This window comes from Microvirga makkahensis (assembly GCF_009830105.1).
GTDB lineage: Bacteria > Pseudomonadota > Alphaproteobacteria > Rhizobiales > Beijerinckiaceae > Microvirga > Microvirga makkahensis.
Window position 1 is genome coordinate 1 of sequence record NZ_WURB01000038.1, and the last position, 23,751, is coordinate 23,751.

General features: G+C 67.2%; 20 protein-coding genes, 3 tRNA genes and 1 pseudogene. 11 read left to right on the forward strand and 13 right to left on the reverse strand.

The annotated features are described in order from the left end of the window. Positions 1–171, forward strand: a pseudogene (locus GR328_RS27780) (methyl-accepting chemotaxis protein); the annotation flags it as partial. Between the two features lie 476 nt (positions 172–647). On the opposite strand, the gene GR328_RS24430 reads toward GR328_RS27780, so the two are convergent. From GR328_RS24430 to hemC, 7 genes are all read right to left on the reverse strand, one after another. Next, a tRNA-Gly gene (locus tag GR328_RS24430) sits at positions 648–722 on the reverse strand. A 22-nt stretch (positions 723–744) separates the two neighbouring features. Continuing rightward, a tRNA-Ala gene (locus GR328_RS24435) sits at positions 745–820 on the reverse strand. Positions 821–930: 110 nt separating this feature from the next. Next, positions 931–1,006 (reverse strand) — tRNA-Thr (locus GR328_RS24440). Positions 1,007–1,088: 82 nt separating this feature from the next. Continuing rightward, positions 1,089–2,681, reverse strand: coding sequence for a heme biosynthesis HemY N-terminal domain-containing protein (locus tag GR328_RS24445; RefSeq protein WP_160888271.1), 1,593 nt, complete (start codon positions 2,679–2,681; stop codon positions 1,089–1,091). A 15-nt stretch (positions 2,682–2,696) separates the two neighbouring features. Continuing rightward, positions 2,697–4,286: a hypothetical protein gene (locus GR328_RS24450; protein WP_160888272.1), complete on the reverse strand. Its 1,590-nt coding sequence runs from the start codon at positions 4,284–4,286 to the stop codon at positions 2,697–2,699. 190 nt (positions 4,287–4,476) lie between these two features. Then, positions 4,477–5,172 carry a uroporphyrinogen-III synthase gene (locus GR328_RS24455; protein WP_160888273.1) on the reverse strand — a complete coding sequence of 232 codons (696 nt, stop codon included), beginning with the start codon at positions 5,170–5,172 and terminating at the stop codon, positions 4,477–4,479. After that, on the reverse strand, positions 5,172–6,098 hold the full coding sequence (gene hemC, locus GR328_RS24460) for a hydroxymethylbilane synthase (RefSeq protein ID WP_160888274.1): 927 nt from the start codon (positions 6,096–6,098) through the stop codon (positions 5,172–5,174). The genes GR328_RS24455 and hemC overlap by 1 nt, the downstream gene beginning before the upstream one ends. A 130-nt stretch (positions 6,099–6,228) precedes the next feature. On the opposite strand from hemC, the gene tsaD reads away from it, so the two are divergent. From tsaD to GR328_RS24475, 3 genes are read left to right on the forward strand one after another with little or no spacing between them, the layout of a single operon-like run. Continuing rightward, positions 6,229–7,284: a tRNA (adenosine(37)-N6)-threonylcarbamoyltransferase complex transferase subunit TsaD gene (gene tsaD / locus GR328_RS24465; protein ID WP_160888275.1), complete on the forward strand. Its 1,056-nt coding sequence runs from the start codon at positions 6,229–6,231 to the stop codon at positions 7,282–7,284. Continuing rightward, positions 7,284–8,279 carry an NAD(P)H-dependent glycerol-3-phosphate dehydrogenase gene (locus GR328_RS24470; RefSeq protein ID WP_160888276.1) on the forward strand — a complete coding sequence of 332 codons (996 nt, stop codon included), beginning with the start codon at positions 7,284–7,286 and terminating at the stop codon, positions 8,277–8,279. Before tsaD ends, GR328_RS24470 begins: the two co-directional genes overlap by 1 nt. A 12-nt stretch (positions 8,280–8,291) precedes the next feature. Further along, entirely contained in the window at positions 8,292–8,705 is a 414-nt protein-coding gene (locus GR328_RS24475) for an EVE domain-containing protein (protein ID WP_160888277.1), read from the forward strand. Here GR328_RS24475 and GR328_RS24480 read toward each other — a convergent pair. After that, complete coding sequence (locus GR328_RS24480) at positions 8,702–9,223, reverse strand: DUF1287 domain-containing protein (protein ID WP_246216078.1); 522 nt, start codon at positions 9,221–9,223, stop codon at positions 8,702–8,704. The genes GR328_RS24475 and GR328_RS24480 overlap by 4 nt on opposite strands. A gap of 580 nt (positions 9,224–9,803) precedes the next feature. Between GR328_RS24480 and acs the strand changes: the two genes are divergently transcribed. Further along, positions 9,804–11,762, forward strand: a complete 1,959-nt coding sequence (gene acs / locus GR328_RS24485; RefSeq protein WP_160888279.1) for an acetate--CoA ligase — start codon at positions 9,804–9,806, stop codon at positions 11,760–11,762. A 232-nt stretch (positions 11,763–11,994) separates the two neighbouring features. Then, positions 11,995–12,495: a L,D-transpeptidase gene (locus GR328_RS24490; protein WP_160888280.1), complete on the forward strand. Its 501-nt coding sequence runs from the start codon at positions 11,995–11,997 to the stop codon at positions 12,493–12,495. Between the two features lie 78 nt (positions 12,496–12,573). Here the strand turns inward: GR328_RS24490 and GR328_RS24495 are convergent, their stop codons facing one another. From GR328_RS24495 to GR328_RS24510, 4 genes are all read right to left on the reverse strand, one after another. Then, a complete protein-coding gene (locus GR328_RS24495; RefSeq protein WP_160888281.1) occupies positions 12,574–13,881 on the reverse strand; it encodes a class I SAM-dependent methyltransferase in 1,308 nt (435 codons plus the stop codon). A 75-nt stretch (positions 13,882–13,956) separates the two neighbouring features. Then, positions 13,957–14,847: a sigma-70 family RNA polymerase sigma factor gene (locus GR328_RS24500; protein ID WP_425487075.1), complete on the reverse strand. Its 891-nt coding sequence runs from the start codon at positions 14,845–14,847 to the stop codon at positions 13,957–13,959. Beyond that, the gene (locus tag GR328_RS24505; RefSeq protein ID WP_160888295.1) at positions 14,831–15,292 is read right to left on the reverse strand and encodes a carboxymuconolactone decarboxylase family protein; all 462 of its coding nucleotides are present in this window, start codon (positions 15,290–15,292) and stop codon (positions 14,831–14,833) included. Before GR328_RS24505 ends, GR328_RS24500 begins: the two co-directional genes overlap by 17 nt. 83 nt (positions 15,293–15,375) lie before the next feature. Beyond that, the gene (locus GR328_RS24510; protein ID WP_160888283.1) at positions 15,376–15,636 is read right to left on the reverse strand and encodes a DUF1674 domain-containing protein; all 261 of its coding nucleotides are present in this window, start codon (positions 15,634–15,636) and stop codon (positions 15,376–15,378) included. A gap of 151 nt (positions 15,637–15,787) precedes the next feature. On the opposite strand from GR328_RS24510, the gene htpX reads away from it, so the two are divergent. The 5 genes from htpX to GR328_RS24535 all read left to right on the forward strand — a co-directional run bounded on the left by htpX (position 15,788) and on the right by GR328_RS24535 (position 22,331). Then, entirely contained in the window at positions 15,788–16,708 is a 921-nt protein-coding gene (gene htpX, locus GR328_RS24515; RefSeq protein ID WP_160888296.1) for a zinc metalloprotease HtpX, read from the forward strand. A gap of 4 nt (positions 16,709–16,712) precedes the next feature. Further along, entirely contained in the window at positions 16,713–18,023 is a 1,311-nt protein-coding gene (locus GR328_RS24520) for an RsmB/NOP family class I SAM-dependent RNA methyltransferase (protein WP_160888284.1), read from the forward strand. A 229-nt stretch (positions 18,024–18,252) separates the two neighbouring features. Further along, complete coding sequence (locus GR328_RS24525) at positions 18,253–20,013, forward strand: heparinase II/III domain-containing protein (protein WP_160888285.1); 1,761 nt, start codon at positions 18,253–18,255, stop codon at positions 20,011–20,013. 92 nt (positions 20,014–20,105) lie between these two features. Then, positions 20,106–21,698: a bifunctional phosphoribosylaminoimidazolecarboxamide formyltransferase/IMP cyclohydrolase gene (purH, locus tag GR328_RS24530; RefSeq protein WP_160888286.1), complete on the forward strand. Its 1,593-nt coding sequence runs from the start codon at positions 20,106–20,108 to the stop codon at positions 21,696–21,698. Positions 21,699–22,010: 312 nt separating this feature from the next. Next, positions 22,011–22,331, forward strand: coding sequence for a heavy metal-binding domain-containing protein (locus tag GR328_RS24535; protein WP_160888287.1), 321 nt, complete (start codon positions 22,011–22,013; stop codon positions 22,329–22,331). A gap of 16 nt (positions 22,332–22,347) precedes the next feature. On the opposite strand, the gene GR328_RS24540 is transcribed toward GR328_RS24535, so the two are convergent. After that, on the reverse strand, positions 22,348–23,742 hold the full coding sequence (locus GR328_RS24540) for an MFS transporter (protein WP_425487076.1): 1,395 nt from the start codon (positions 23,740–23,742) through the stop codon (positions 22,348–22,350). Positions 23,743–23,751: the final 9 nt, after the last annotated feature.

Consider the following 23,751-nt stretch of genomic DNA (forward strand, 5'->3'; position numbering starts at 1 on the left):
GCCCGCGTCACCGAGACCGCCACGGACAGCATCATGGATCTCCAGAAGGGGGCCGGCGACACCGGGGCCGCCGCCAGCCAGGTGCTGGGAGCCGCCCAGGAACTCGCCCGCCACTCCAACGATCTCAACCGCGAGGTCGCAAGCTTCCTCTCCGGCGTCAAGGCTGCGTAGTCCCTCCGGCCATCGCTATCCATAAAGCCCGGTAATGCCGGGCTTTTTTCTTTTCCGCCACGCTGAAACCTCTGTCCCGCCAAACCTTTTTACCAGTGACGGGCCTCCTTCCCGCGCACAGGGATGCGCCCGTCGCGAGCGGCGGACCGGCTGATTGCTCCGAGCGGGTTCCTAAAACGGCAGCCGACCGCATCGATGGCAGACCGAGCTACCCGCCTCGGTCCTGAGGAGATGGAGGCTGAAATCGCGACAACGCCTGGGCTGCACGCATCCTCCACTTTGCCGGATTGAGCATTGAGCGAGGATCCCAGCTCGACAATTTGAATCTATGAACCGGTTGATCCGGATTGGCATCAATGATGCATGACCTGCGAGGTCATTGCGGGCCCTCCATGACCCTGGCAGGGCCCGTTTTCCGGCTGGGCCGCGCCGCCCGGAAAAGCAAAAAGCCGCCCGAAGGCGGCCTTTTTGGAAAATGGAGCGGGCGAAGGGATTCGAACCCTCGACCCCAACCTTGGCAAGGTTGTGCTCTACCCCTGAGCTACACCCGCACGCTCCGCGTTCAGATCAGATTGGTGGAGCCGAGCGGGATCGAACCGCTGACCTCGTGAATGCCATTCACGCGCTCTCCCAACTGAGCTACGACCCCAGTCTGATCTGACGGCACGACTGCCGCCGTGCTCTCCCCCATCACATAATCGCGCAGCGCCCTTAGGGCAATCCATTTCCAGCCCTTTGATTGAGGACAAAAGAAAAGGATGGTGCCGCAAGAGGGATTCGAACCCCCGACCCCCTCATTACGAATGAGGTGCTCTACCAGCTGAGCTATTGCGGCGTGCCGATCATGCGATCGAAGAGGGCGTCGTCATACCCTCTCCCCTGCTCCTTGGCAAGGGCAGGGAGGAGCCGAATCTCGCCTACCAGATGGAAAAAGCGCTGCGACGAGCGGACGCTGGCTCCTCGGGCTTGGGTACATCCGGCGGGGTCGCGGGAAAAACAACGGGCTCCGCACGCGGGGGAGGCGCTTCCTCCTTCGCCGGTTCCGGCCAAGCCTCCTCGACAGCGGCGGCGGACTCCGCAGGGACCGAGGCGGGAGCGGGCTCGGTGACCGCAGAGGCTTCCGCGGCGGTCGCCGGCCCCTCCTCGGCGGGGGAGACGGGAAGCGCCCTGGGCTCCTCGTCGAGATCCGCCGTCACGTCGTCGTGCATGGTGAGCTCCGGCGCGATCAGCACGTCGGGCGGCGCCTGCCATACGAAAGCGTCGAGGCGGCCGGTGACCGGGGAAATCGGCGCCCATTGATCGGACACCACGCCGTCTGCGATCCAGGCGGGATCCCGCGGCGCGCGCGTGGCGCGGGCCAGCCACTCGCGGCCCTTGCCGGTGGAGCCGTGCTCCGCCTGTTCGAGATCGGACATCAGCAGGCAGACCCGCATGCTCGGACGATCCGCCAGGAGCGGCTCCAGCGCGTCGCGGGCGCGGTCGAACTCGCGCGCCTCGAGAGCGGAGCGGGCGACCGCCAGACGCCCCTCCGGAGCGCCGTTCGAGAGCTTGAACAGGGTTTCGGCGCGCTTGAGCCGGTCGAGGCCCGAATCGCCCGGACGCAGGTTGAGATAGACCTCGGCCAGATCAGGATGCGGCTGGCTGCGCCAGGCGGCCTCCACGACTTTGGCGGCGCGGCGCAGATCGCCCCGGCGGGACAGGAGCTTTCCAGCAAGCGCCGCGGCGGGCACGAGATCGGGGGCGAGCTTGACCGCATCCTGCGCGCTCCTGAGCGCGCCCTCGGGATCGTGATCGGCCCGCTCAAGGGCGTCGGCCGTGAGCAGCACCGCCCGGTGGCGCTTGGCGGTGGTCTTGTCGAGGAGGCCGAGCGATGTGCGCCGCTCGATGGTCTCCAGCGCTCCGCGCCAATCGCGTTCGGCGCAGCGTGCCTCCAGCACCGCGTCGCTTGCCCAGGCGGCGGAGGGTGCCAGGCGCACCGCCTCGGAGGCGTATTCGCGGGCGCCTACGGCATCGCCGCGCCGACGGGCTTCCACGAAAAGGCCGCGCAGGCCCAGAACCCGGGTTTCGTCCTCGTCCATCATCTGCCTGAAGGCGGCCTCCGCCGCCTCCCGGTTGCCGGACACCTGAGCGGCCTGGGCCTTGAGGAGAAGGGTCAGAGGCTCGTGGCCGAGAAGCCGCTCGGCCTCGTTGGCATAGCGGCGGGCCGCGATGGTATCGCCCGCGCCCACGGCCACCATGCCCCGCGAGATCGCCTGGTAGCCTCGCGAGCGGCGGCGTGCCCGGGAGGCGAAGGTCAGGCGGGACGGCAGATGCAGGATGGTGTTCACTGCCGACCAGAGGAGCGCAAGCGCCAGGGCCAGACCCACGAGGGCGACGGCGGCCACCGCGACGGAGGTCTGCACCTCATAGCCACCGAAGGTGACCAGGACCGTGCCCGGCCGGTCGGCGAGCCACACCGCCCCGAAGGCCGCGACGCAGAGAAGACCGATGAAGAGAAGAGCGCGCCACATCCTGGGCAGTTCCTTTTACTGGGTCGAACGGTTGAGGGCGGCGAGGGCCTCGGCGGAGAGGTCGCGGGCAGCCTGCCGGGCCTCTGCGAGCGCCGTCGCCTGCTGTCCCCATTCCTCGGAGATCCGCCGCGCGGGCTCGGGCAGGGAGGCCCAGGCAGCGGCCGCCGCCTGCATGTCGCCCGCGTCCAGGGCCTGCCGGATCCGCGCCACCGTCCCTGCAACGCCGGCCGCGTCGGGTTCGTTCACGGGACGCACGGTGACCACGTTGTCCAGCATCCGCAGCACCCGGTCCGACCATTCGCCGGAGGCCGCCCGCTCGTCCCGCAGGATCTGCGGCTCCAGGGCCTCGAAGCTCTCGCGCATGGCGGAGGCGGTCGGCGCGCCTTCTCCGGCGAAGGGCTCCAGGGGCTTCAGCCGTCCGGCATCGGCGCCGGCCCTCCTCAAGCCCTCCAGCACGTCCGCATAGGGTGCGCCGCTGCGCAAGGCATCGTTCAGGCGTCCCGTGAGAACCACCCGCGTGCCGGTCTGGCCTGTCTCCTCGGCGGTTCTGCTGGTCTCGGCGACCTGCCGGGAAAGGGCCGCCAAGCGCTCGTCCAAACGCTGGCTCTGCTCGTTCAGCCGCTGGTCCAGACTCTGGCTCTGCTCGTTCAGCCGCTGGTCCAGACTCTGGCTCTGCTCGTTCAGCCGCTGGTCGAGGCGCTGGCTCTGCTCGTCGAGACGGCGGCTCAGATCCTGCACCGCATTCGACATCTCGGTGGCGCTCTGCGCCCTGGCCTGCCCCTCGCTCTGCAAGGTCGCGACCGCATTCTCGACGGCGGAAAGGCGGCTGGAGAGATCGGCCAGCGCCGCGTCGTTCTGCGGCGGCGGCGCGGCGGGCTCCGGAAGCGGCCTGTTGAGCGCCTCCTCGGCCTGCGACGCGGCGCGGCGCGCCGTCTCCTGGATTTCCTGGAGGCGCTGGTCGAGGGAATCGCGAGCCGATTCGAGCGCCTGCAGCCGCTCCTCGGCGGGAGAGAGGTCCGCATTCTGTGATTCCGGCCGCGGCTGCCCCAGAGCGGCCACACGCTGCTCCAGCTGCACGAGGCGCTGATCGTCCTGGGGCACCGGGGGCTGCTGCCACCTCTCGAGCCCGTAAAGGAGCCCTGCGCCGACGAGGCCGCCGAGGAGGCCGGAGCCGATGAGGGCACCTGCCGAGGTGCGGCGCTCAGGAACCGGAGCCGGTGCGGACGGTGTGCCCTGCGGCGCATCCTCCTGCCGGTCCGGCTGCGGTGGCTGTTCGGCGGGCTGCGGCGGCACCTCATCGGAGGCCGTGGCCGGTTCGATGGAATCGGCACTGCGCCCGGAATCGAGCGTCGCCTCCGCAGTGCCGAGGGTATCCTCGGGGCGAAGGGCATCCTCGGTGCCAGGAGCGTTCTCAGCGTGAAGGGTGTCCTCGGCCGGAGCAGAGGCCTCCGGCACGATCGTGTCCTCGGGCTTCACGGCATCCCAGGCCTTGTCCTGCTGAGCGCCCTCGTCGATCACGGTCGCCTTCAGATCGATGGTCGCCGGCTCGCGGGACCTTTTCTTTCGGGAATTCTTGGGAGCTTTGGGATCGGATGAATCGGTCACAGGTCACTCTTGGTAGGTCCGTTCGGACGAGGCAGACTGGAACGCAATTGAGGCAAGCTTGAGCGCAGCGTTTCGGTTCCGGCGAGACTGGATCCTCAGGAGTAGGATGTGGCGTTATCGGACCATGATCCCCTCCTTCGGCAAAGATCCCTAGGCCATATTATCGTATCCGATGCGGCGGCCGAGGTCACTAAAGGCCCCGCACCAGTTCGAGAAGCGCATCCTCATGGGGTCCGCCGGCGATGCGCGTGGCGGCGCCTGCGGCCGCGAGAGGGGCCGAGACATCCGCCGACAGGCAGAGATGGAGGCAGCCGAGGATTGCGGATTGAAGGCCTGCCCTCCCCGCCAGCTGAACGAAAAGGTCGGCGCTCCGACGGGAATAATGGAGCACGGCCGCGATTTTGCCAGTGCGGAGGGCCTCCACCGCGGCCTCGGGCAGGGCGGGCGCGGCCTCGGCTTCGTAAGCCTCCCAGGACGGCACCGTGAAGCCCGCCGCGCGCAAGGAAGCTGCGGGCTCCTCCTTATGGTGGCGGGCGGTGACATGGAGGAGCCTGCGCGGCGGCTGGAGATTGTCCCGGATCAGCCGGGACAGGGACTCGGCATCGCCTTCCGCCGTCGTGATGGACGTGAAGCCTGTCGCCCGCAGCGCATCGGTCGTCCGCTCCCCGACGGAGAAGACGGGAATGTCCTTGTCCGCGTAGGAAGACAGGGCCTCCACCCCATGGGCGCTGGTGACGATGAGCGCATCGCAGGCGCCCGCAGGGATCGGGTCGCCCGTCGGCGCGATGCGCAGCACCGGCGCGATCACCGCCTCGTGACCGAGGGCCGCGAGCTTCTTCGCCGTGCGCTCGGAATCCTCCCTCGCGCGTGTGAGCAGGATTCGCATCAGGCCGTCAGGAACCCGGCCGGCATGCGGGTGCGCAGCTCGGTTCCCGCCTCGCGGCCGAGCGCCACGGCATCGTCCGGCGGGCCGCGCCGGATCGCCTCGAGTGATTCGGATCCGTCCGGGCGCAGCACGAGGCCGCGGATCTCGAGCGTGTCGTCCACCATGCGCGCATAGCCCGCGATCGGCGTGCGGCAGGAGCCGTCGAGAATGGTCAGGAAAGCCCGCTCGGCGGCGAGCGCATGACCGGTGGCGGCGTCGAGGATCGGCCGCAGGGCCTCGCGCACCCTCTCGTCCTCGCTGCGAATGGCGATGGCGATGGCTCCCTGCCCCACGGCGGGAAGAAAATCATCCGTGCCGAGGGTCGCGGTCACGTGATCCGTCAGCCCGAGACGCCGCAGGCCCGCCATGGCGAGCAGAGTGGCGTCCACCTCGCCGCGCTCGAGCTTGGCGAGCCGCGTCTGCACGTTGCCGCGCAGGAGCGTCACCGTCAGGTCGGGCCGCAGGCGGCGGATCTGCGCCTGACGGCGCAGGGACGCGGAGCCGACGACCGCCCCCGGCGGCAGATCGGCAAGGCTCCCGTAGCGGTGGCTGATGAATGCGTCGCGCACGTCCTCGCGGGGCAGGAACCCGGCGATCGCGATGCCTTCCGGCAGGGTGGTCGGCAGGTCCTTGGCCGAGTGCACGGCCAGATCGATGGAGCCTTCGAGGAGGGCGATGTCGAGTTCCTTGGTGAAGAGCCCCTTGCCCCCGGCCTCCGAAAGGGGCCGGTCCTGAATCGCATCGCCCGTGGTCTTGATGATCGACAGGGGAAGGGTCTCGACCGCCCATCCATGGGCGGCGACCAGCCTGTCTTGTGTCTCGTGGGCCTGCGCCAGCGCCAGGGGGCTGCCGCGCGTGCCGATGACCAGGGTCGATGAAGAGGCCATTCCCGCTGCGTACTCCTGATTGAGGACAACATCCGCGTTTGATCTTGTGCGGCGGGGCGGACTATAGGGGGAGGACAGCCGGGCCGAAAGCCCGAAAGATCACGTAACAGCCAACGGCACCCGACAGACCATGCGCATCCTAGGCATCGAAACCACCTGCGACGAAACCGCGGCCGCCGTGGTGGGCGTCAGCTTCGACGGGCGGGGCGAAATCCTCTCCAGCGAGGTCCTGAGCCAGATCGCCGAGCACGCGGCCTATGGCGGAGTGGTGCCGGAGATCGCGGCCCGCGCCCATGTGGAAGTGCTTGATCGCCTCGTCGCCCGCGCCCTCAGGGCAGCCGGCTGCACGATGAAGGACATCGACGGCATCGCGGTGGCCGCAGGGCCCGGCCTCATCGGCGGCGTGCTCGTGGGTCTCACCACCGCGAAGGCGATCGCACTCGTCACCCGCAAACCTCTGATGGCGGTGAACCATCTGGAGGCCCATGCGCTCACGGCACGGCTCACCGACGGCATCGGCTTTCCCTACCTGCTTCTTCTCGCCTCGGGCGGCCACACGCAGCTCGTGGCCGTGAAGGGCGTGGGCGATTACACCCGCATCGGCACCACCATCGACGACGCCATAGGCGAGGCCTTCGACAAGGTGGCGAAGATGCTGGGCTTAGCGTATCCGGGCGGGCCCCATGTGGAGCGCGAGGCGGCGAAGGGCAATCCGGAACGCTTCGCCCTGCCCCGCCCCATGCTGGGACGGGCGGAGCCGAATTTCTCGCTCTCGGGCCTCAAGACCGCCGTGCGGATCGAGGCGGAGAAGATCGCGCCTCTCACGCAAACCGACATCGCGGATCTCTGCGCCGGTTTCCAGGCCGCCATCGTGGACGTTGTGGTGGACCGCACCCGGGTCGCTCTTCGTCAGTTTCGCCAGATCGCCGAGGCCCCGAAGGCGCTCGTGGTGGCGGGCGGCGTAGCCGCCAACCAGGCCATGCGGCAGGCGCTCCAGCGCCTGGCCGTCGAGACGGGCCTCAAGCTCGTCGCCCCGCCCCTCGCCCTGTGCGGCGACAATGCCGCGATGATCGCCTGGGCGGGGCTCGAACGCATGCGGCTCGGTCTGATCGACGACATCGACGCACCCGCCCGCGCCCGCTGGCCGCTCGACACCAGCGGCCAGGCCGTGGGGGTGAAGGCCTGATGCCCGAGGCGACGGGTCCCATCGGCATTGCCGGAGCCGGAGCCTGGGGAACGGCACTCGCCAATGCCGCCGCCATGGCCGGGAACGACGTGATCCTCTGGATGCGTTCTCCTGAGCAGGCGGCGGAACTCGCCGGCACGCGCATGAACGAGCGCTTCCTGCCTGGCGTGCGGCTGCTCGACCGCATCTCGCCGACCGCCGACCTGGGCCGGCTGGCCTCGTGCTGCGCCGTTCTTCTCGTCACGCCCGCGCAGACGACACGCGAAATGGCGGAAGCCCTGTCTCCCGTTCTCTCCCGCAAGACGCCTCTCGTGCTCTGCGCCAAGGGTATCGAGCGCACCACGGGCGCCTTCCTGTGCGACGTGGTCGAGGAGGTTCGCCCCGGCGCACCTGTGGCCGTGCTGTCGGGCCCGAGCTTCGCCCACGATGTGGCGCGCGGCCTGCCCACCGCGGTGACCCTGGCCTGCCGCGATGCGGCGCTTGCGGAAGACCTCGCCACCGCTCTCTCCGGCCCGACGCTTCGCGTCTATCACCGCACCGACGTGCGCGGCGTGGAGATCGGCGGAGCCGCCAAGAACGTGCTCGCCATCGCCTGCGGCGCGGTGGCGGGGCGCGGCCTCGGCGAGAGCGCGAAGGCGGCGCTCATCGCGCGCGGCTTCGCGGAGCTCCTGCGCTTCGCCCGCGCCTATGGGGGCGAGCCTGAGACGCTGATGGGCCTGTCCGGCCTCGGCGATCTCGTGCTCACCTGCTCCTCCGCCCAGTCCCGGAACTTCTCCTTCGGCCTGCGCCTCGGCCAGGGCGCGAGCGCAGAAACCGCCTCCGAAGGGAAGCTCGTGGAAGGCGCCGCCACCGCGAGCGCCCTCGTGGCGCTGGCGCGCGCGAAGGGCGTCGACATGCCCATCGCCGAGGCTGTCGAGCAGATCCTCTCCGGCGCATGGACCCTCGATCAGGCGGTCGATGCGCTCATGAACCGTCCCATCAAGTCCGAACACTGAGTATCAAGAAAAATGGCTCACTGGCTCTACAAGTCCGAACCCTCCGTCTGGTCGTGGGATCAGCAGGTCGCGCAAGGCGACAAGGGCACGTTCTGGAACGGCGTCCGCAATCACGTCGCCAAGCAGAACCTGATGGCGATGAGATTGGGCGAGCAGGGCTTCTTCTACCATTCGAACGAAGGCAAGGCCGTCGTCGGCATCGTGGAGGTGATCAAGGAATACTACCCCGATCACACGGACGAGACGGGCAGGTTCGGCATGGTGGACGTGAAGGCCGTGAAGCCCTTCAAGCGCCCCGTGACGCTCGACGAGATCAAGAGACAGCCGGGGCTCGAAAAGATGATCCTCGTCAACAATTCCCGCCTCTCGGTGCAGCCGGTGACCGACGAGGAATGGGCGATCGTCTGCAGGATGGGCGGGCTTTAGGGCGGTGCCGGTAGGAAGCGGTAATGCCCCGTGACGGGGAAGGCGAACAAACCATCCTCCTCACGCGCGCCTTTTACGATGTTGTGAATCACGAGCGGCCTCGATCCATCAGCGCTTCGGCGATCCGAGACGATGGCGATATGCGGAAGATTGCCGGGGAGCATCTGGGTCACCAGATCGCCCGGCCGGTAACCCGCCGGATCGTTTGTGACCGGCAATGACGCGCCCTTGCGCCGGAACAGCGTTTGCAGATTGGGCACTCTGCGGTGATCGACGTTCGGGTCAGGCCGCTTCGATCCCCATTGCTTCGGATAGGACACGAATGAGGATTTCATGTCCTCATGAACCAGTTTCTGCAGGTCGATGGTCAAGGCTGCTCGATAGGCGCGGACGATCACATCCGTGCGGACGCCTTGGTCAGGCAAAACATCTCCACCTGGATAGGACAGGCGCACATAAGCAGGATTGTAGGTGAGCGTCACACCCACTTGAGCGCTGGCAGCCTTGACCAATCTCAAGGAAGAATCGCCGGCGTTCTCGGCCAACGAGCGGGACGAGGCGAGCAAAGCAGGCAGAAGCAGGAAGGCTATCAACCAAGCACGACAGGCTTTAAGGGGCGTGAGACTCTTGATCATGATTGGAGGACGGCGGAGGTTTTACGCTTACGATGGAGACAGGCTCGCCGCAGGCCGCAAATTGGCCCAAGAACAGCGCCTGCAATCAGGCCCCAGGCTCCGCTGGTCATAGAGGCCCAATGACATTTGCCCTCCATACAGAGGCGGCTTGAGATATCGAGCCATATCAGAAGCTCTTGGCTGTAATAGCCGATGACGGCTCCAGCGACGCCGCCCCCGACAAAGCCGAGCAAGCCGTAAACGACAAAGCGCATGGACCCGCACCCTCCAGGAAAGGAAGGTTAGGGCACCGTCGCAATTATTGCAATATTATTTCGTATCTTACGCTCAGGGCATCCTGCTGCCGGTCCCCAAAAGTATCAGCGACCAAAGTCCGATCCTGGTCCCGCTTGCTCAGGCCCTCTCTCTTTCCTTAAACCTAGACCTAAATACCCCCCATAACGACGAGCCTGGGAGAAGCGTCATGGAAGAGAAGATCTACGACGTACCGTCCGAATGGACCCACCGCGCCTATCTGGACGATGCCGGCTATCGCGCGAAATACGAGGCTTCGATCAGGGACCCGGGCGCGTTCTGGGCCGAGGAGGCCAAGCGGATCCACTGGTTCAAGGAGCCGACCCGGATCAAGAACACCAATTTCGGCCCCGGCGACGTCTCGATCCGCTGGTTCGAGGACGGCATCACCAACGTGGCCTATAACTGCGTCGACCGGCATATCCACAGCCGCGGCGACCAGGTCGCCATCATCTGGGAAGGCGACGACCCGTCCGAATCGAAGAAGATCACCTACCGCGAGTTGCACGCGGAAGTGTGCCGCATGGCCAACATCATGCGCAACCGCGGCGTCGGAAAGGGCGACCGCGTCACGATCTACATGCCGATGATCCCGGAAGCGGCCTATGCGATGCTGGCCTGCGCCCGCCTCGGCGCCATCCATTCCGTGGTGTTCGGCGGCTTCTCGCCGGATTCGCTGGCAAGCCGCATTCAGGACGCCAAGTCCGCCTTCATCGTCACGGCTGACGAGGGCCTGCGCGGCGGGCGCAAGGTTCCGCTCAAGGTGAACGTGGATGCGGCCATCGAACGCGTCGGCGCGGGCGTGGTGGACCACGTGCTCGTCGTGCGCCGCACCGGCGGCGCGGTCAACATGGTGCCCGGCCGCGACGTGTATTACGACGAGGCCGCGAGCATGGTCTCCGACGAATGCCCCTACGAGGAGATGAACGCGGAGGATCCGCTGTTCATCCTCTACACGTCCGGCTCCACCGGCACGCCGAAGGGCGTGCTGCACACCACCGGCGGCTATCTCGTCTATGCGTCGATGACGCATCAATATGTGTTCGACTACCATGACGGCGACATCTACTGGTGCACTGCCGACGTGGGCTGGGTGACGGGCCACTCCTACATTCTCTACGGACCGCTCGCGAACGGCGCGACCACGCTCATGTTCGAGGGCGTGCCCAATTATCCGTCGATCTCCCGCTTCTGGGACGTCATCGACAAGCACAACGTGAACATCTTCTACACCGCGCCGACCGCGATCCGCTCGCTCATGCAGGCGGGCGAGGAGCCGGTGAAGAAGACCTCGCGCAAGTCCCTGCGCCTGCTGGGCTCGGTCGGCGAGCCGATCAATCCGGAAGCCTGGGAATGGTATCACCGCGTAGTCGGCGACGGCCGCTGCCCCATCGTGGACACCTGGTGGCAGACGGAGACCGGCGGCATTCTGATTACACCGCTACCCGGCGCCACGAAGTTGAAGCCCGGTTCGGCCACGCGCCCGTTCTTCGGTGTGAAGCCGGAAGTGGTGGATGCGGACGGCAAGGTTCTGGAAGGCGCCTGCGAAGGCAACCTCGTGATTGCCGATTCCTGGCCGGGGCAGATGCGCACGGTCTACGGCGACCATGAGCGCTTCGTGCAGACCTACTTCTCGACCTATCCCGGCAAGTACTTCACCGGCGACGGCTGTCGCCGCGACGCGGACGGCTATTACTGGATCACCGGCCGCGTGGACGACGTGATCAACGTCTCCGGCCACCGCATGGGCACCGCGGAGGTGGAATCGGCCCTCGTCGCCCACCCGAAGGTGTCGGAAGCGGCCGTGGTCGGCTATCCGCACGACATCAAGGGCCAGGGCATCTACGCCTACGTGACTCTCATGGCGGGCGAGCAGCCTTCCGAGGAACTCCGCAAGGAGCTGGTGGCCTGGGTGCGCAAGGAGATCGGCCCCATCGCCTCGCCGGACCTGATCCAGTTCGCTCCGGGCCTGCCGAAGACCCGCTCGGGCAAGATCATGCGCCGCATCCTGCGCAAGATCGCCGAGGACGAATTCGGCTCTCTCGGCGATACCTCGACCCTCGCCGATCCCGGCGTGGTCGACGACCTGATCACCAATCGCCAGAACAAGCGCACGCAGGCGGCGTGACCGCCTGAAGGGGCGATCACGGAAGCGCCGAGCGGAACGTGAGATTGCTCAAAGGATCACTCTCAGCATCATGGCCGGGCTCGTCCCGGCCATCCCGTCAAGGAAAGGCGCAGCGCTTCCCGCAAGCGGGATCGCCGGCACAGGGCCGGCGATGACGCGGCTTGTACCTTCGGAACCGTAGCCTTTCCTTTCGCGTCTCACCCTCGCTCGTTTCCGCAGGAGGGTTCGCGACATGATCATCCGCGCCGCTTTCATCTTGGCCGCCATCCTCGGCATCACCCCCACGGCCGCATCGGCCCGCGAGGTGGTTCCGTTCCGGGAGAGCGTCTCTCCCGGCACCATCGTCATCAGAACCGGCGAGCGGCGGCTCTATTACGTGCGCGGCGACGGCACGGCCCTGCGCTACCGCGTGGCCGTCGGCAGGCCGGGCAAGCAATGGTTCGGCGAGGCGCGAATCGACGGAAAGTACGTGCGGCCGGCCTGGGCGCCGCCTGCGGAGGTCAAACGCGACAATCCCCGCCTGCCCGACGTGATTCCCGGCGGCGCACGGAACAACCCCATGGGCGCGCGGGCGCTGACTCTCGATCTCGACGAATACGCCATCCACGGCACCAACCGTCCGGGCTCCATCGGCACCTACGCGTCCTACGGCTGCATCCGCATGCTCAACCAGGACATCATTGATCTCTATGATCAGGTGAGCGTGGGGACGCGGGTGGTGGTGGTGCCTTGATCGTGCGCCATCACCGGCCTTGTTCCGGCCACGGCAGCGGGAGATCATGACGAGCAAGGGAAATCGCGGCTCAGCCTCTCACACATACAGATCCGCCCGCGACGGCGGCAGGCCCGAGGGGCCGCGGGTGCGCTTGGAAGCCAGCGTCTGGTTCACGCCCACGGCCGCGCGCTCGAAGGCGAGCGAGCAGCCGGCGAGATAAAGGAGCCACATGCGGGTCTTCTCCTTGCCCACCATGGCTTCGGCCTCGTTCCGCCTGGCGCTCAGATTCTCCCACCACAGGCGCGTGGTGCGCTGGTAATGCTCGCGCCAGCCCTCCACATCGTGCACCTCGAAGCCGAAGCGTTCGAGATTGGCGATCGACATGCCGAGATGGTCGAGCTCCCCGCCGGGGAAGATGTAGCGGGTGAGCGCCCTGTATTCGGGCGTCAGCTTACGGAAGGCGCGCTCGCTCTTCTTCGCGCGCCGCGCGATGGAGTGGTGGAGATAAAGCCCGCGCGGCCTGAGCAGCCGGTGTACCGAGCGGAAATAGGCGGGATGGTTCCTGATGCCCACATGCTCGAACATGCCGATGGAGGAGATCTTGTCGAATTCGCCCTCCATCTGCGTGAAATCCTTCACCAGAACCTCGACCCGGTCCTGCAACCCTAAACGCGCCACCTTCCCGCAGGCGAGCTTCGCCTGTTCTTCGGCAAGCGTCACGCCGGTGGCCTTGACTCCGTAATGCTGCGCCGCATGGCAGATCAGGGCGCCCCAGCCGCAGCCGATGTCAAGGAGGCGATCGCCGGGATTGAGCCGCAGCTTGCGGCAGATCATGTCGAGCTTGTCCACTTGGGCGCGGGCGAGGTCGTCGTGCCAATCGGGCTGAAAATAGGCGCAGGTATAGACCATCTCCGGGTCGAGGAAGAGGCCGTAGAACGCGTTCGAGACGTCGTAGTGATAGGCGGCGTTCTTCTTGTTGGTTTGCGGCCTTCCGGCCCGCGCGTCGGGCCCCTCCTTCACGCCGCTCAACGGGCGCGGCATGTCGGCGGGAGCGCGCAGGAAATGATAGGCCGTCCTCAGCGCCTTGAGCTTGCTCATCTTGCGAAGACGCCGGCCCGCCTTCTGCGGGCGCTGGGCGGCGAGATCGAAGAGGGTTCCGTTCCTGAGGTCGAGCAGCCCCGACACATAGGCGTTGAGGATCGTATCGAGGTTCGGGCGGCGCACGAGGCTTGCCACCACGTTCTCGTGCCGGAGGACGAGCCGCATGGAATAGGACGGCAGGTCGGCGGGAACCGTGGAGCCGTCCCACAATTCGAAACCGAACGTCAGGCCGAGCACCCGGTGGGCATCCTCCAGAAGGTCCCGAAATAGGTCCAGACGTGCCGTCGCGCCCTTCTCAGCCATGGCCGCTCCATTTTGGCGGCAAGGTAGCGGGTCGTAGGGGGAGGAACAATCATTCCTTGTGCGGAGCATTCCTCTTCAAGGGCCGTTTGCCCCCGCCCGAGCGGACAGATGCCGGAGCTTTTCGGGATTTCGAACCACGTAGATGCCGACGATCCGGCCGTCCTGGATATCGAGCGCGGTTGTCTGCGGCAGGCCATCCTGTTCGAGGGTCACGAAGCCCGGCAGGCCATTGATCAAGCCTCTGTAGAGAACCGGCGGCGTTTGGAAGTTGGTCTTTCTGGCGACACCCAGGAAAAGGCCAGAAACCCTGCGGAAGCCAAAGAGCGGATTGAGGGCAGCATTCCGGGTCCCGCCGCCATCCGTGTAAGCAACGACATTGTCCGACAGAAGCGCGCGAAGCGCCGTCAGGTCACCGCTGCGCGAGGCTGAAGCGAAGGCATCTGCCATTCGCCGGCCTTCGTCCGGGGCGATGGTATAGCGCGGCCTGGCGGCTCGTACGTTTCTTCGCGCCCGGGCTGCAAGCTGCCGACAGGCCGCGGGCTCCCTGTCCAGGGTGGCGGCAACCTCGTCGAATCCGAGCCCGAAGACGTCATGCAGGAGGAAAGCGGCGCGCTCGAGCGGAGACAGCCTCTCGAGCGCCATCATCAAGGTGAGGGAAAGGTCCTCGCCCTCCTCGTCCGTCTCCGGCTCCAGAATCGGCTCTGGCAGCCAGGGGCCCACATAGGTCTCGCGCCGGTGCCGAGCCGATTTCAGGATATCGAGGCACAGCCGCGTGACGGTCCTCGACAGGAACGCCGCGGGCTGCCGAATGGCTGAGCGGTCCGTCTGATGCCAGCGGATATAGGCCTCCTGCACGACATCCTCGGCCTCGGCCATCGAGCCGAGCATGCGATAGGCAAGGCGGATCAGCCCCGGCCTGAAGGGCTGGAACTGATCCGCGACGGTTTCATCAGGCGGCAGCACGATGTGCCCCGACCGGATGGATGGAACGAAAGCCGATCGCGAGGCGGTTCCACGTGTTGATCGCTCCGATCAACACCGTCAGCTTCACCTGTTCCTCGGGCGTGAAATGCGCACTGAGCAGGGCGTAATCCTCATCCGGCGCATGGGTCTGCGCGACCAGCGTCAAGGCTTCGGTCCAGGCCAGAGCCGCGCGCTCGCGATCGCTGTAGAGAGGCGATTCCCGCCAGGCATCAAGGAGATAAAGCCGCTCCTCGCTCTCGCCATGAGCCCGCGCATCCTTGGTATGCATGTGGATGCAGTAAGCACAGCCGTTGATCTGCGACGCGCGCGTCTTCACCAGTTCGATCAGGTTGTGCTCCAACCCGCTGTTCTTCAGGCTCTGCTCCAGATCCACGAGGGGCTTCAGGGTTCCTGCGGCCACTTCGAATGGCATCAAGCGTGGTTTCATCATCGTCTTCGTCCTATGCGTTGCGTTGCGAACGAAGCTAAGACGAGACGATGATGCCGGATGTGACATGCCGGCGCGATTATCTAAAAATCGCTGGCGAGGCCCTTCACCTCCCAGTCGTCGTAGCGAACGGGCTCCAGGCCACCTCGGCCCTGATGCTCCTTCTCCTTGGCGATCTCCGCCGCACGGGCGTCGATCTCCTGCCTCCGCCGGGCGGCCTCTTCCAGGGCCCGCTGGGCTGCGGCCGGGAGCGCCTTCCCGGGCGCGGCTCCTTCGGGGATGGGCGCCTGGATGGTTTCCTGAGTGGTTTCCTGGCTGGTGTCTGGGGTGTCGTTGATGCTCATGAGGAAGCCTTTAACAGGCCCGGAACCCCTGCGGGAGAGGCACGTGGGCGCGGGTGGACGCGAGTGGGGCGCGGGCGCTCTTGGTGGCGAGCTGAACCATTCCCACATGAAGGTTCGAAAGGATGAAGTCCTGCACGAGGTGGAGACCCCGATGAACACCGTCAAGACCGGAATGCTGCTGGCGACCCTCATGGCCCTGTTCGGCGTCGTGGGATATCTGCTCGGCGGCGCGACGGGCATGATGATCGCCCTGGGCCTTGGCCTGGCCACCAATCTCTTCGCCTATTGGAACTCCGACCGGCTGGCGCTCGCCGCCCACCGCGCCGTCGCGGTGGACGAGAGCACTGCGCCGGATCTGGTCCGCATGGTGCGGGATCTCGCCCACAACGCCGGCCTGCCCACGCCGCGGGTCTACATCATCGAGAACCCGCAGCCCAATGCCTTCGCCACCGGCCGCAACCCGGAGAACGCGGCGGTCGCGGCCACCACGGGGCTTCTCGACATGCTCTCCTACGACGAGGTCGCGGGCGTGATGGCGCACGAGCTCGCCCATATCAAGAACCGCGACACCCTGATCATGACGGTGAGCGCCACCATCGCCGGCGCCATAGCGACGCTGGCGCAGTTCGGATTTCTCTTCGGCGGGCGCGGGGACGACCGGCCCAATCCCATCGTCATGCTGGCGACCGTCCTCATCGCGCCGATCGCGGCCATGATCATCCAGATGGCGATCAGCCGCTCGCGGGAATACGACGCCGACCGGGTGGGCGCGGAAATCTGCGGCAACCCCCTGTCGCTCGCCTCGGCTCTCGCAAAAATCGCGGGCGGCGTGGCCCACGTGCCCAACATGGATGCGGAGCGCCATCCGGCCACCGCGCCGCTCTTCATCATCAACCCGCTCTCGGGCCGCGGCATGGACAATCTGTTCTCCACGCATCCCGCGACGGAAAACAGGATTGCGGCGCTCCACGCTTTGGCGCAGGAGATGGGAGCAGCGCCGCAAAGCGGCTTCTTCACACAGAGTTCAACCAGTCCCTGGGGCCAGCCGCCCCGACGCGGACCCTGGGGTTAAGATTTTGGATCAATCGCAAGAACAGGCGGGCCTCGGCCCCCGCCGCCTCGCCTGGCTGGCGGTGACGGAAACGATGAAGCGGCGCGTACCGCTCGACGACGTGCTGGACGAGCTCTCCCCCAAGGAGAACCTCTCCCCGCGCGACGAAGCCCTGGCACGGGCCATCGCCATCGTCACCTTCCGCCGCCTCGGCACCCTCGGCCGCGCGCTCAACGAGCGCCTCAACCGGGAGCCCAAGGACGAACGTCTGCTGCATCTTCTCGCCACCGGCGCGGCGCAGATCCTGTTTCTCGACGTGCCGGACCATGCGGCCGTCGACAGCTCCGTGCGGCTCGCCCAGGAGGACGCGAAGCTCCATCACGCGGGCGGTTTCATCAATGCTGTCCTGCGGCGCGTCGCCCGGGAGCGCGACATGATCCTCTCGCAGCAGGAGCCCTGGCTCGACACGCCGACCTGGCTTGAGGAGCGCTGGGTCGCGCAATACGGCGAGGAGCTTGCCGCGAAGATCGCCGAGGCGCACCGCTCGATGGCCTCGGTGGACGTTTCCGTGAAAGATGACGCATCGTCATGGGCCGAGCGCCTCAACGGTGTCCTGCTGCCGACCGGCAGCATCCGCCTCGTCGAGCGTACCGCGATCCGCGAGCTTCCAGGCTTCGAGGAGGGTGCGTGGTGGGTTCAGGACGCCGCCGCCGCCCTTCCCGCGCGCCTCCTGCGCGCGAAGGCGGGCGAGCGCATCGCGGATCTCTGCGCCGCGCCGGGCGGCAAGACGGCGCAACTCGCCGCCGCCGGCGCGAACGTGCTCGCGGTCGATCGCTCGGCGAAACGCCTGAAGCGGCTAGAGGAGAATCTCGCCCGCCTCCGCCTCGAGGCCGAGACCCGCGCCATCGATGCGGAAAAGCTCGACGAGGTGCCGTTCGACGCGATCCTGCTGGATGCGCCCTGCTCCGCCACGGGCACGATCCGCCGTCACCCGGACGTGGCCTGGACCAAGAGCGAGGAGGACATCCGCAAGCTCTCCGGCCTCCAGATGCGCCTGCTCGACAAGGCGGCCAGCCTGCTCAAGCCCGGCGGGCGCCTGGTCTATTGCACCTGCTCCCTGGAAGCCGAGGAAGGCGAGCGGCAGGCCGCGGGCTTTCTCGCCCGTCATCCGGACTTCGCGCGCCAGCCGGTGACGGCCGAGGAGATCGGCGGCCTCTCCGAATGCCTCACGCCCGAAGGCGACGTGCGCACCCTGCCGTGCCATCTCGTCTCGCCCGGGCAGGAGCGCAGCGGCCTCGATGGCTTCTTTATCGCACGTTTCGTGAAAACCTCCTGATCGTGCGTCCTTCTCCACGGACGGGCCAGGAGCCACAAAAGCCGGCGCGGTGAGCCCGCTTCTTCGAGGCGCGGTGCGCGCCCGGCCATGACACGGCGGCGCCAATCCGGCAGGAGACAACATCTGTTGAAAGCGATTACAACTGCAGGTGCTTACGGGCTGTTAACCAGTCGGCAGGAACTCGCCTCTATGCTGGCGCGGACGAGCATGACGTGAAGGAGCGCCACGGGTGGATTTCGGGCCAGATCGCTGGCGTCTGTACAAGCTTGCCCTCGCCGAGGCGAGCCGCGCCATGCGTGGAGCAACGGTCTGGAGCCTGTCCAAGGTGTTCTTCGGAACGCCGATGCCGACGCGCCTGCTGTTCGCGCCCCAGGATCTCCGCACCGCCGATCCCACCATCGCAACCGACATCTATTCCGGCTTCTTCGCTTTCGCAGGCCGCGCCATCACCACGAGCGGCCGCTCGCCCTTCGCGTTCACGCCGCCGAGCCGGGCATGGGCGGAGGCGCTCTACGGCTTCGGATGGCTGCGCCATCTCCGGGCGGCCGGCACCGCACTCGCACAGGCCAACGCCCGCTCGCTGGTGGACGAGTTCGTGTCCTCCAAGCTCGGCGACAGGACCATCGCCTGCGAGACTCGGACCGTCGCGCGCCGCCTCATGTCGTTCATCAGCCAATCGCCGCTGATCCTGGAAGGCGCGGATCACGCATTCTACCAGCGCTTCCTGCGCCTTCTCGGCCAGCATGTCCGCGAGCTGGAGCGGCACGTGCGCTCTGGCGCCCTGCCCCAGCAGCAGCTGATGGCAGCCATTGCACTCTGCTATGCGGGCCTGTGCTGCGAGGGTCTCGACCGGCACCTGCGGCGTGCAAGCCGCCTGCTCGCCCGGGAACTGGAACGCCAGATCCTCGCCGATGGTGGACATGCCAGCCGCAATCCCCGCATCATCGTCGATCTTCTCTTCGACCTGCTGCCACTTCGCCAGATGTTCGCGAGCCGCGAGGTCGATACGCCCGAGGCCCTGCTCAACGCCATCGACCGCATGCTGCCCATGGTACGCATGTTCCGGCACGGCGACGGCACCCTCTCGCATTTCAACGGCATGGGGGTGACGGCGGCGGATCATCTCGCCACTCTGCTCACCTATGACGACATGCGCAGCCAGCCGATCCAGCACGCTCCCCACACGGGCTACGAGCGGATGGAGGCCGGCCGCTCCCTGCTGGTGGTGGATGTGGGCAGACCGCCACCGACGGCTCTCTCCACCGAGGCTGGAGCGGGCTGCCTCTCCTTCGAGTTCTCCTCCGCTTCGCAGCGCATCGTGGTCAATTGCGGCACGCCGCGGATCGCAGGCGACCCCATCATTCAGGCAGCACGCTCGACGGCGGCGCATTCCACCGCCTCGATCAACGACGTCTCGTCCTGCCAGATGGTCGGCGACAGGGGAAACTGGCTGAACCGGCGGATTGCGCGGTGGCTCATGCGCCGCATCGGACCCGTGGTGCTCTCGGGCCCCGAGCGCGTCACCTCCGAGCGGAGCGAGCGCGAGCACGCGCAGATCCTCACCGCCAGCCATGACGGCTACCGCCCGCGCTTCGGCCTCACCCACGAGCGACGGCTGCAGCTCTCGCCTCAGGGCAATCTCCTGGAGGGCGAGGACATCTTCTGGGGAGAAGGCAGCGCCGCCGCCACGGCGGAGGCGGTCATCCGCTTCCATCTCGCCCCCGGCGTCAAGGCAAGCCGCGCGCAAGGAGGGCGCGTGGTCATGCTCGTCCTGCCCAACCATGAGGCTTGGCAGTTCACGGCCATCCCCTCCGAGGCCTCCGTCGAGGACAGCGTCTTCCTGGCCGCGCCCGACGGCATGCGCCGCACGGAGCAGATCGTGCTCGGCATCCGCCCGAGCGTGACGCCATCCGTCCGCTGGCGCTTCGAACGGCTGGCGCGCAGCTTCAACCCGAACCAGCCGGGGGGGTCGACGGCGGAACTGCTCTGATTGCAAGCCTGAAACGCCGCCCTGTCGGGTTTCCATCTCAGACCCGTCGTGCTATCGCGCCCGCATTCTTACCCCTTCATGGAGCGGCCGCCATGCCGAGCGATCTGAAGCGCGTGTCCCGCGCTCTGCTTTCCGTATCCGACAAGACGGGTCTCGTGGACTTCGCCAGGACATTGTCCGAACGGGGCATCGAGCTGGTCTCCACCGGCGGCACTCACAAGGCGCTGAGCGAGGCCGGCCTGCCCGTGAAGGACGTGAGCGACCTCACGGGCTTTCCCGAGATGATGGACGGGCGCGTGAAGACCCTGCACCCCCTCGTCCATGGCGGCCTTCTCGGCATCCGCGCCAACCCCGAGCATCAGGCGGCCATGCTGGCCCACGGCATCCAGCCCATCGACCTCCTGGTGGTGAACCTCTATCCCTTCGAGGCCACGGTTGCAGCGGGCAAGCCTTACGACGACTGCATCGAGAACATCGATATCGGCGGCCCTGCCATGATCCGCGCGGCAGCCAAGAACCACGGCGACGTGGCCGTAGTGGTGGACGGCGCCGACTATGCCGCGGTTCTCGCCGATCTCGCCGAGCATGACGGCGCGGTGACCTTTACGCTCCGCCGCCGCCTCGCCCAGAAGGCCTACGCCCGGACGGCCTCCTACGACGCGGCGATCTCCAACTGGTTCGCCAACGAGATCGACGAGGCGACTCCGCCTTTCCGCGCCATCGGCGGAACCCTGGCCGAGGTGATGCGCTACGGGGAGAACCCGCACCAGAGCGCCGCTTTCTACCGCACCCCCGAGCAGCGCCCCGGTGTCGCCACCGCCCGCCAGGTGCAAGGCAAGCAGCTCTCATACAACAACATCAACGACACCGACGCGGCCTACGAGGCCGTGGCCGAGTTCGATCCGCAGCGCTCGGCGGCGATCGTGATCGTCAAGCACGCCAACCCCTGCGGCGTCGCGGAGGGCGCGAGCCTGACGGAGGCTTACGAGAAGGCCCTGCGCTGCGACCCCGTCTCCGCCTTCGGCGGAATCGTCGCCATGAACCGCCCGCTCGACGCGGAGGCCGCGAAGGCCATCACGGAGATCTTCACGGAGGTGATCATCGCCCCCGACGCGAGCGAGGAAGCGATCAGGATCGTCGCCGCGAAGAAGAACCTGCGCCTGCTGCTGGCAGGCGGCCTGCCCGACCCGCGCCAGCCCGGTTTCAACCTGCGCACAGTGGCGGGCGGCTTCCTGGCGCAGTCGCGCGACAACGCCGTGGTCGACGCCATGGATCTGAAGGTGGTGACGAAGCGCGCCCCCTCCGAACGCGAGCTGGCGGACCTGCGCTTCGCCTTCCGCGTCGCCAAGCACGTGAGGTCGAACGCGATTGTCTATGCCAAAGACCTCGCCACCGTCGGCATCGGCGCGGGCCAGATGAGCCGCGTCGATTCCTCCCGCATCGCCGCTTGGAAGGCCGCGGAAGCCGCCAAGGCCGCGAACCTGCCGGAGACCCTCGCCAAGGGCTCGGTCGTCGCATCGGACGCCTTCTTCCCCTTCGCGGACGGCCTGCTCGCCGCGGCCGAGGCCGGCGCCACCGCCGTGATCCAGCCCGGCGGCTCCATGCGCGACGACGAGGTGATCAAGGCCGCCGACGAAGCCGGCCTCGCCATGGTCTTCACCGGTCATCGCCACTTCCGCCACTGAGCCAAGGAACAGCGTCATCCCGGGGCCGCGCCGCCGGACCCGGGATCGCAGATCGTTACGTTTCCCGTCATGGCCGTCTCCGGACCTGATCCGGGGATCGGTCCCGGCCATCTCGATGGCAAGAGTGCAACGCCTCTCCGATCGGGATCACCGGCACAGGCCGGTGGTGACGGTTCCGCTGGTTTGAGGCCTCACCCGGCGGCCGCACCGCCCCATCCCTCCCCGCAAGAGGAAGGGAAAGGGGCACCGTTCCGACCGGGATGACGTTTCTCCATTCGCTTCCCACATCATTGGAACCGAAAGGAGACCCTGATGATCGTCACCACCACGCCTGCCATCGAAGGCCGCCGGATCGCCGCCTATCGCGGCATCGTTTCGGGCGAGGCCATTCTCGGCGCCAACGTCTTCCGCGATTTCTTCGCCTCCATCCGCGACGTGGTCGGCGGGCGCTCCGGCTCCTATGAGCGCGTGCTGCGCGACGGGCGCGACACGGCGATCCGCGAGATGGTCGAGGAGGCGCAGCGCCTCGGGGCCCATGCGGTCGTAGGCGTCCACATGGATTACGGCGCCATCGGCAAGAACGAAGGCATGATGATGGTGACGGTGAGCGGCACGGCGGTGACGCTCGAATAAAGGCTTCACGCCTTCTTCACGCCTTCTTCACGCCGCTCAGAAGCGCAAAGCCCGCGAGCAGGAACAGGATCAGCACCGCCGGTCCTGCCGCTTGCGTCTGGAAGATCGCAGTGGCCACCGCCACGGCCAGCGGCGCGAGGAAGGACGTGACCTTGCCCGAGAGCGCCAGCAGGCCGAAATATCGGCCGGCCTCCCGGGCCGGCACGAGCCGCGCGAGCATGCTGCGCGAGGAGGCCTGGAGCGGGCCCGCCACCGCCCCGATGACGAGGCCGAGGGCGAGGAAGAGCTTTTCCGGCGCGCTGGCGTAAAGGCCTTCGCCGACGGGCCCCGTAGGAACGACGAAGAGAATGTGCTCGCGGTCCAGGGAGAGCACGCCGACGCAGACGAGCGCGAGGACGAGGATTGCACCCAGAATCACGGGCTTTGCGCCGAAATGGTCGTCGAGGCGTCCGCCGATCAGCGCCCCGGCCGTTCCTGTGATGGTGAGCAGAACCCCGAAGAGACCGAGTTCCGTCGCCTGCCACCCGAACACTCCGGCCCCGTAGATGCCGCCGAAGGCGAAGAGCGCGACGAGCGCATCCTGGTAGATCATGTTGGCGATGAGGAAGCGCAGCACGCCCGGATGCCGCCGCGCATCGACGAGCGTGCTCCTCACCTGGGCAAGCCCCTGCCTCACCGCCGCGCCGAACGGCAATCTGGAGCGCGCGATGTCCGGGGTGAAGAGGAAGAGCGGCAGTACGAAGACGAGGAACCACAGGGCCGAGAACGGACCCGTGATCCGGTCGCCTTCCCGCTCTCCGGGATCGAGACCGAAGAGAGGCGTGAATCCCAGAACCGTCCTGCCGCTGCCCGCATCGGCGGCCAGGAAGCCGAGCACGACCACGAGCGAGACCAGCCCGCCGAGATAGCCGATGGCCCATCCGGTGCCCGAAAGCCGGCCATAGCGCTCCGGCGGGACGAGATGCGGGATCATGGCGTTGTTGAACACCGCCGCCACCTCCACGGCGATCGTGGCGAAGGCGAAGCCCAGCAATGCCACCGCGATGGCATGAGGCTGGCCCGGCGCGGAATACCAGAGCGCGAAGGACGCGGCGAACAGCACGAGGCCGCAGGCCGCGATCCAAGGCTTCTTCGGCCCCGTGGCGTCGGCCACCGAGCCGAGAACGGGCGAGAGGACGGCAAGGGCCAAGCCTGCCGCCGCCGTCGCATAGCCCCATAGGCTCTGTCCCGTCACGGGGTCCGGCGCGAGCGCAGCGGCGAAATACGGCGCGAAGACGAAGGTCGTGACGAGGGTGAAGAAGGGCTGGCAGGCCCAGTCGAACATGAGCCACCCTAAGACGGCGGGACGCGAGGCCACGACAGGACGAACCTGCGGCCCGTCCTCGCTCGTCGGACCGTCTCCTTCGACGATTTGCGCCAC

What these genes read in the sequence shown, in the direction of transcription:
- GR328_RS24495 (WP_160888281.1), bottom strand. Translation starts at nt 13,881, where the DNA reads ATGGCTGAGAAGGGCGCGACGGCACGTCTGGACCTATTTCGGGACCTT.
- GR328_RS24475 (WP_160888277.1), top strand. Translation starts at nt 8,292, where the DNA reads ATGGCTCACTGGCTCTACAAGTCCGAACCCTCCGTCTGGTCGTGGGAT.
- tsaD (WP_160888275.1), top strand. Translation starts at nt 6,229, where the DNA reads ATGCGCATCCTAGGCATCGAAACCACCTGCGACGAAACCGCGGCCGCC.
- GR328_RS24490 (WP_160888280.1), top strand. Translation starts at nt 11,995, where the DNA reads ATGATCATCCGCGCCGCTTTCATCTTGGCCGCCATCCTCGGCATCACC.
- hemC (WP_160888274.1), bottom strand. Translation starts at nt 6,098, where the DNA reads ATGGCCTCTTCATCGACCCTGGTCATCGGCACGCGCGGCAGCCCCCTG.
- GR328_RS24535 (WP_160888287.1), top strand. Translation starts at nt 22,011, where the DNA reads ATGATCGTCACCACCACGCCTGCCATCGAAGGCCGCCGGATCGCCGCC.
- GR328_RS24470 (WP_160888276.1), top strand. Translation starts at nt 7,284, where the DNA reads ATGCCCGAGGCGACGGGTCCCATCGGCATTGCCGGAGCCGGAGCCTGG.
- GR328_RS24455 (WP_160888273.1), bottom strand. Translation starts at nt 5,172, where the DNA reads ATGCGAATCCTGCTCACACGCGCGAGGGAGGATTCCGAGCGCACGGCG.
- GR328_RS24505 (WP_160888295.1), bottom strand. Translation starts at nt 15,292, where the DNA reads ATGAAACCACGCTTGATGCCATTCGAAGTGGCCGCAGGAACCCTGAAG.
- acs (WP_160888279.1), top strand. Translation starts at nt 9,804, where the DNA reads ATGGAAGAGAAGATCTACGACGTACCGTCCGAATGGACCCACCGCGCC.
- purH (WP_160888286.1), top strand. Translation starts at nt 20,106, where the DNA reads ATGCCGAGCGATCTGAAGCGCGTGTCCCGCGCTCTGCTTTCCGTATCC.
- htpX (WP_160888296.1), top strand. Translation starts at nt 15,788, where the DNA reads ATGAACACCGTCAAGACCGGAATGCTGCTGGCGACCCTCATGGCCCTG.
- GR328_RS24510 (WP_160888283.1), bottom strand. Translation starts at nt 15,636, where the DNA reads ATGAGCATCAACGACACCCCAGACACCAGCCAGGAAACCACTCAGGAA.
- GR328_RS24445 (WP_160888271.1), bottom strand. Translation starts at nt 2,681, where the DNA reads ATGTGGCGCGCTCTTCTCTTCATCGGTCTTCTCTGCGTCGCGGCCTTC.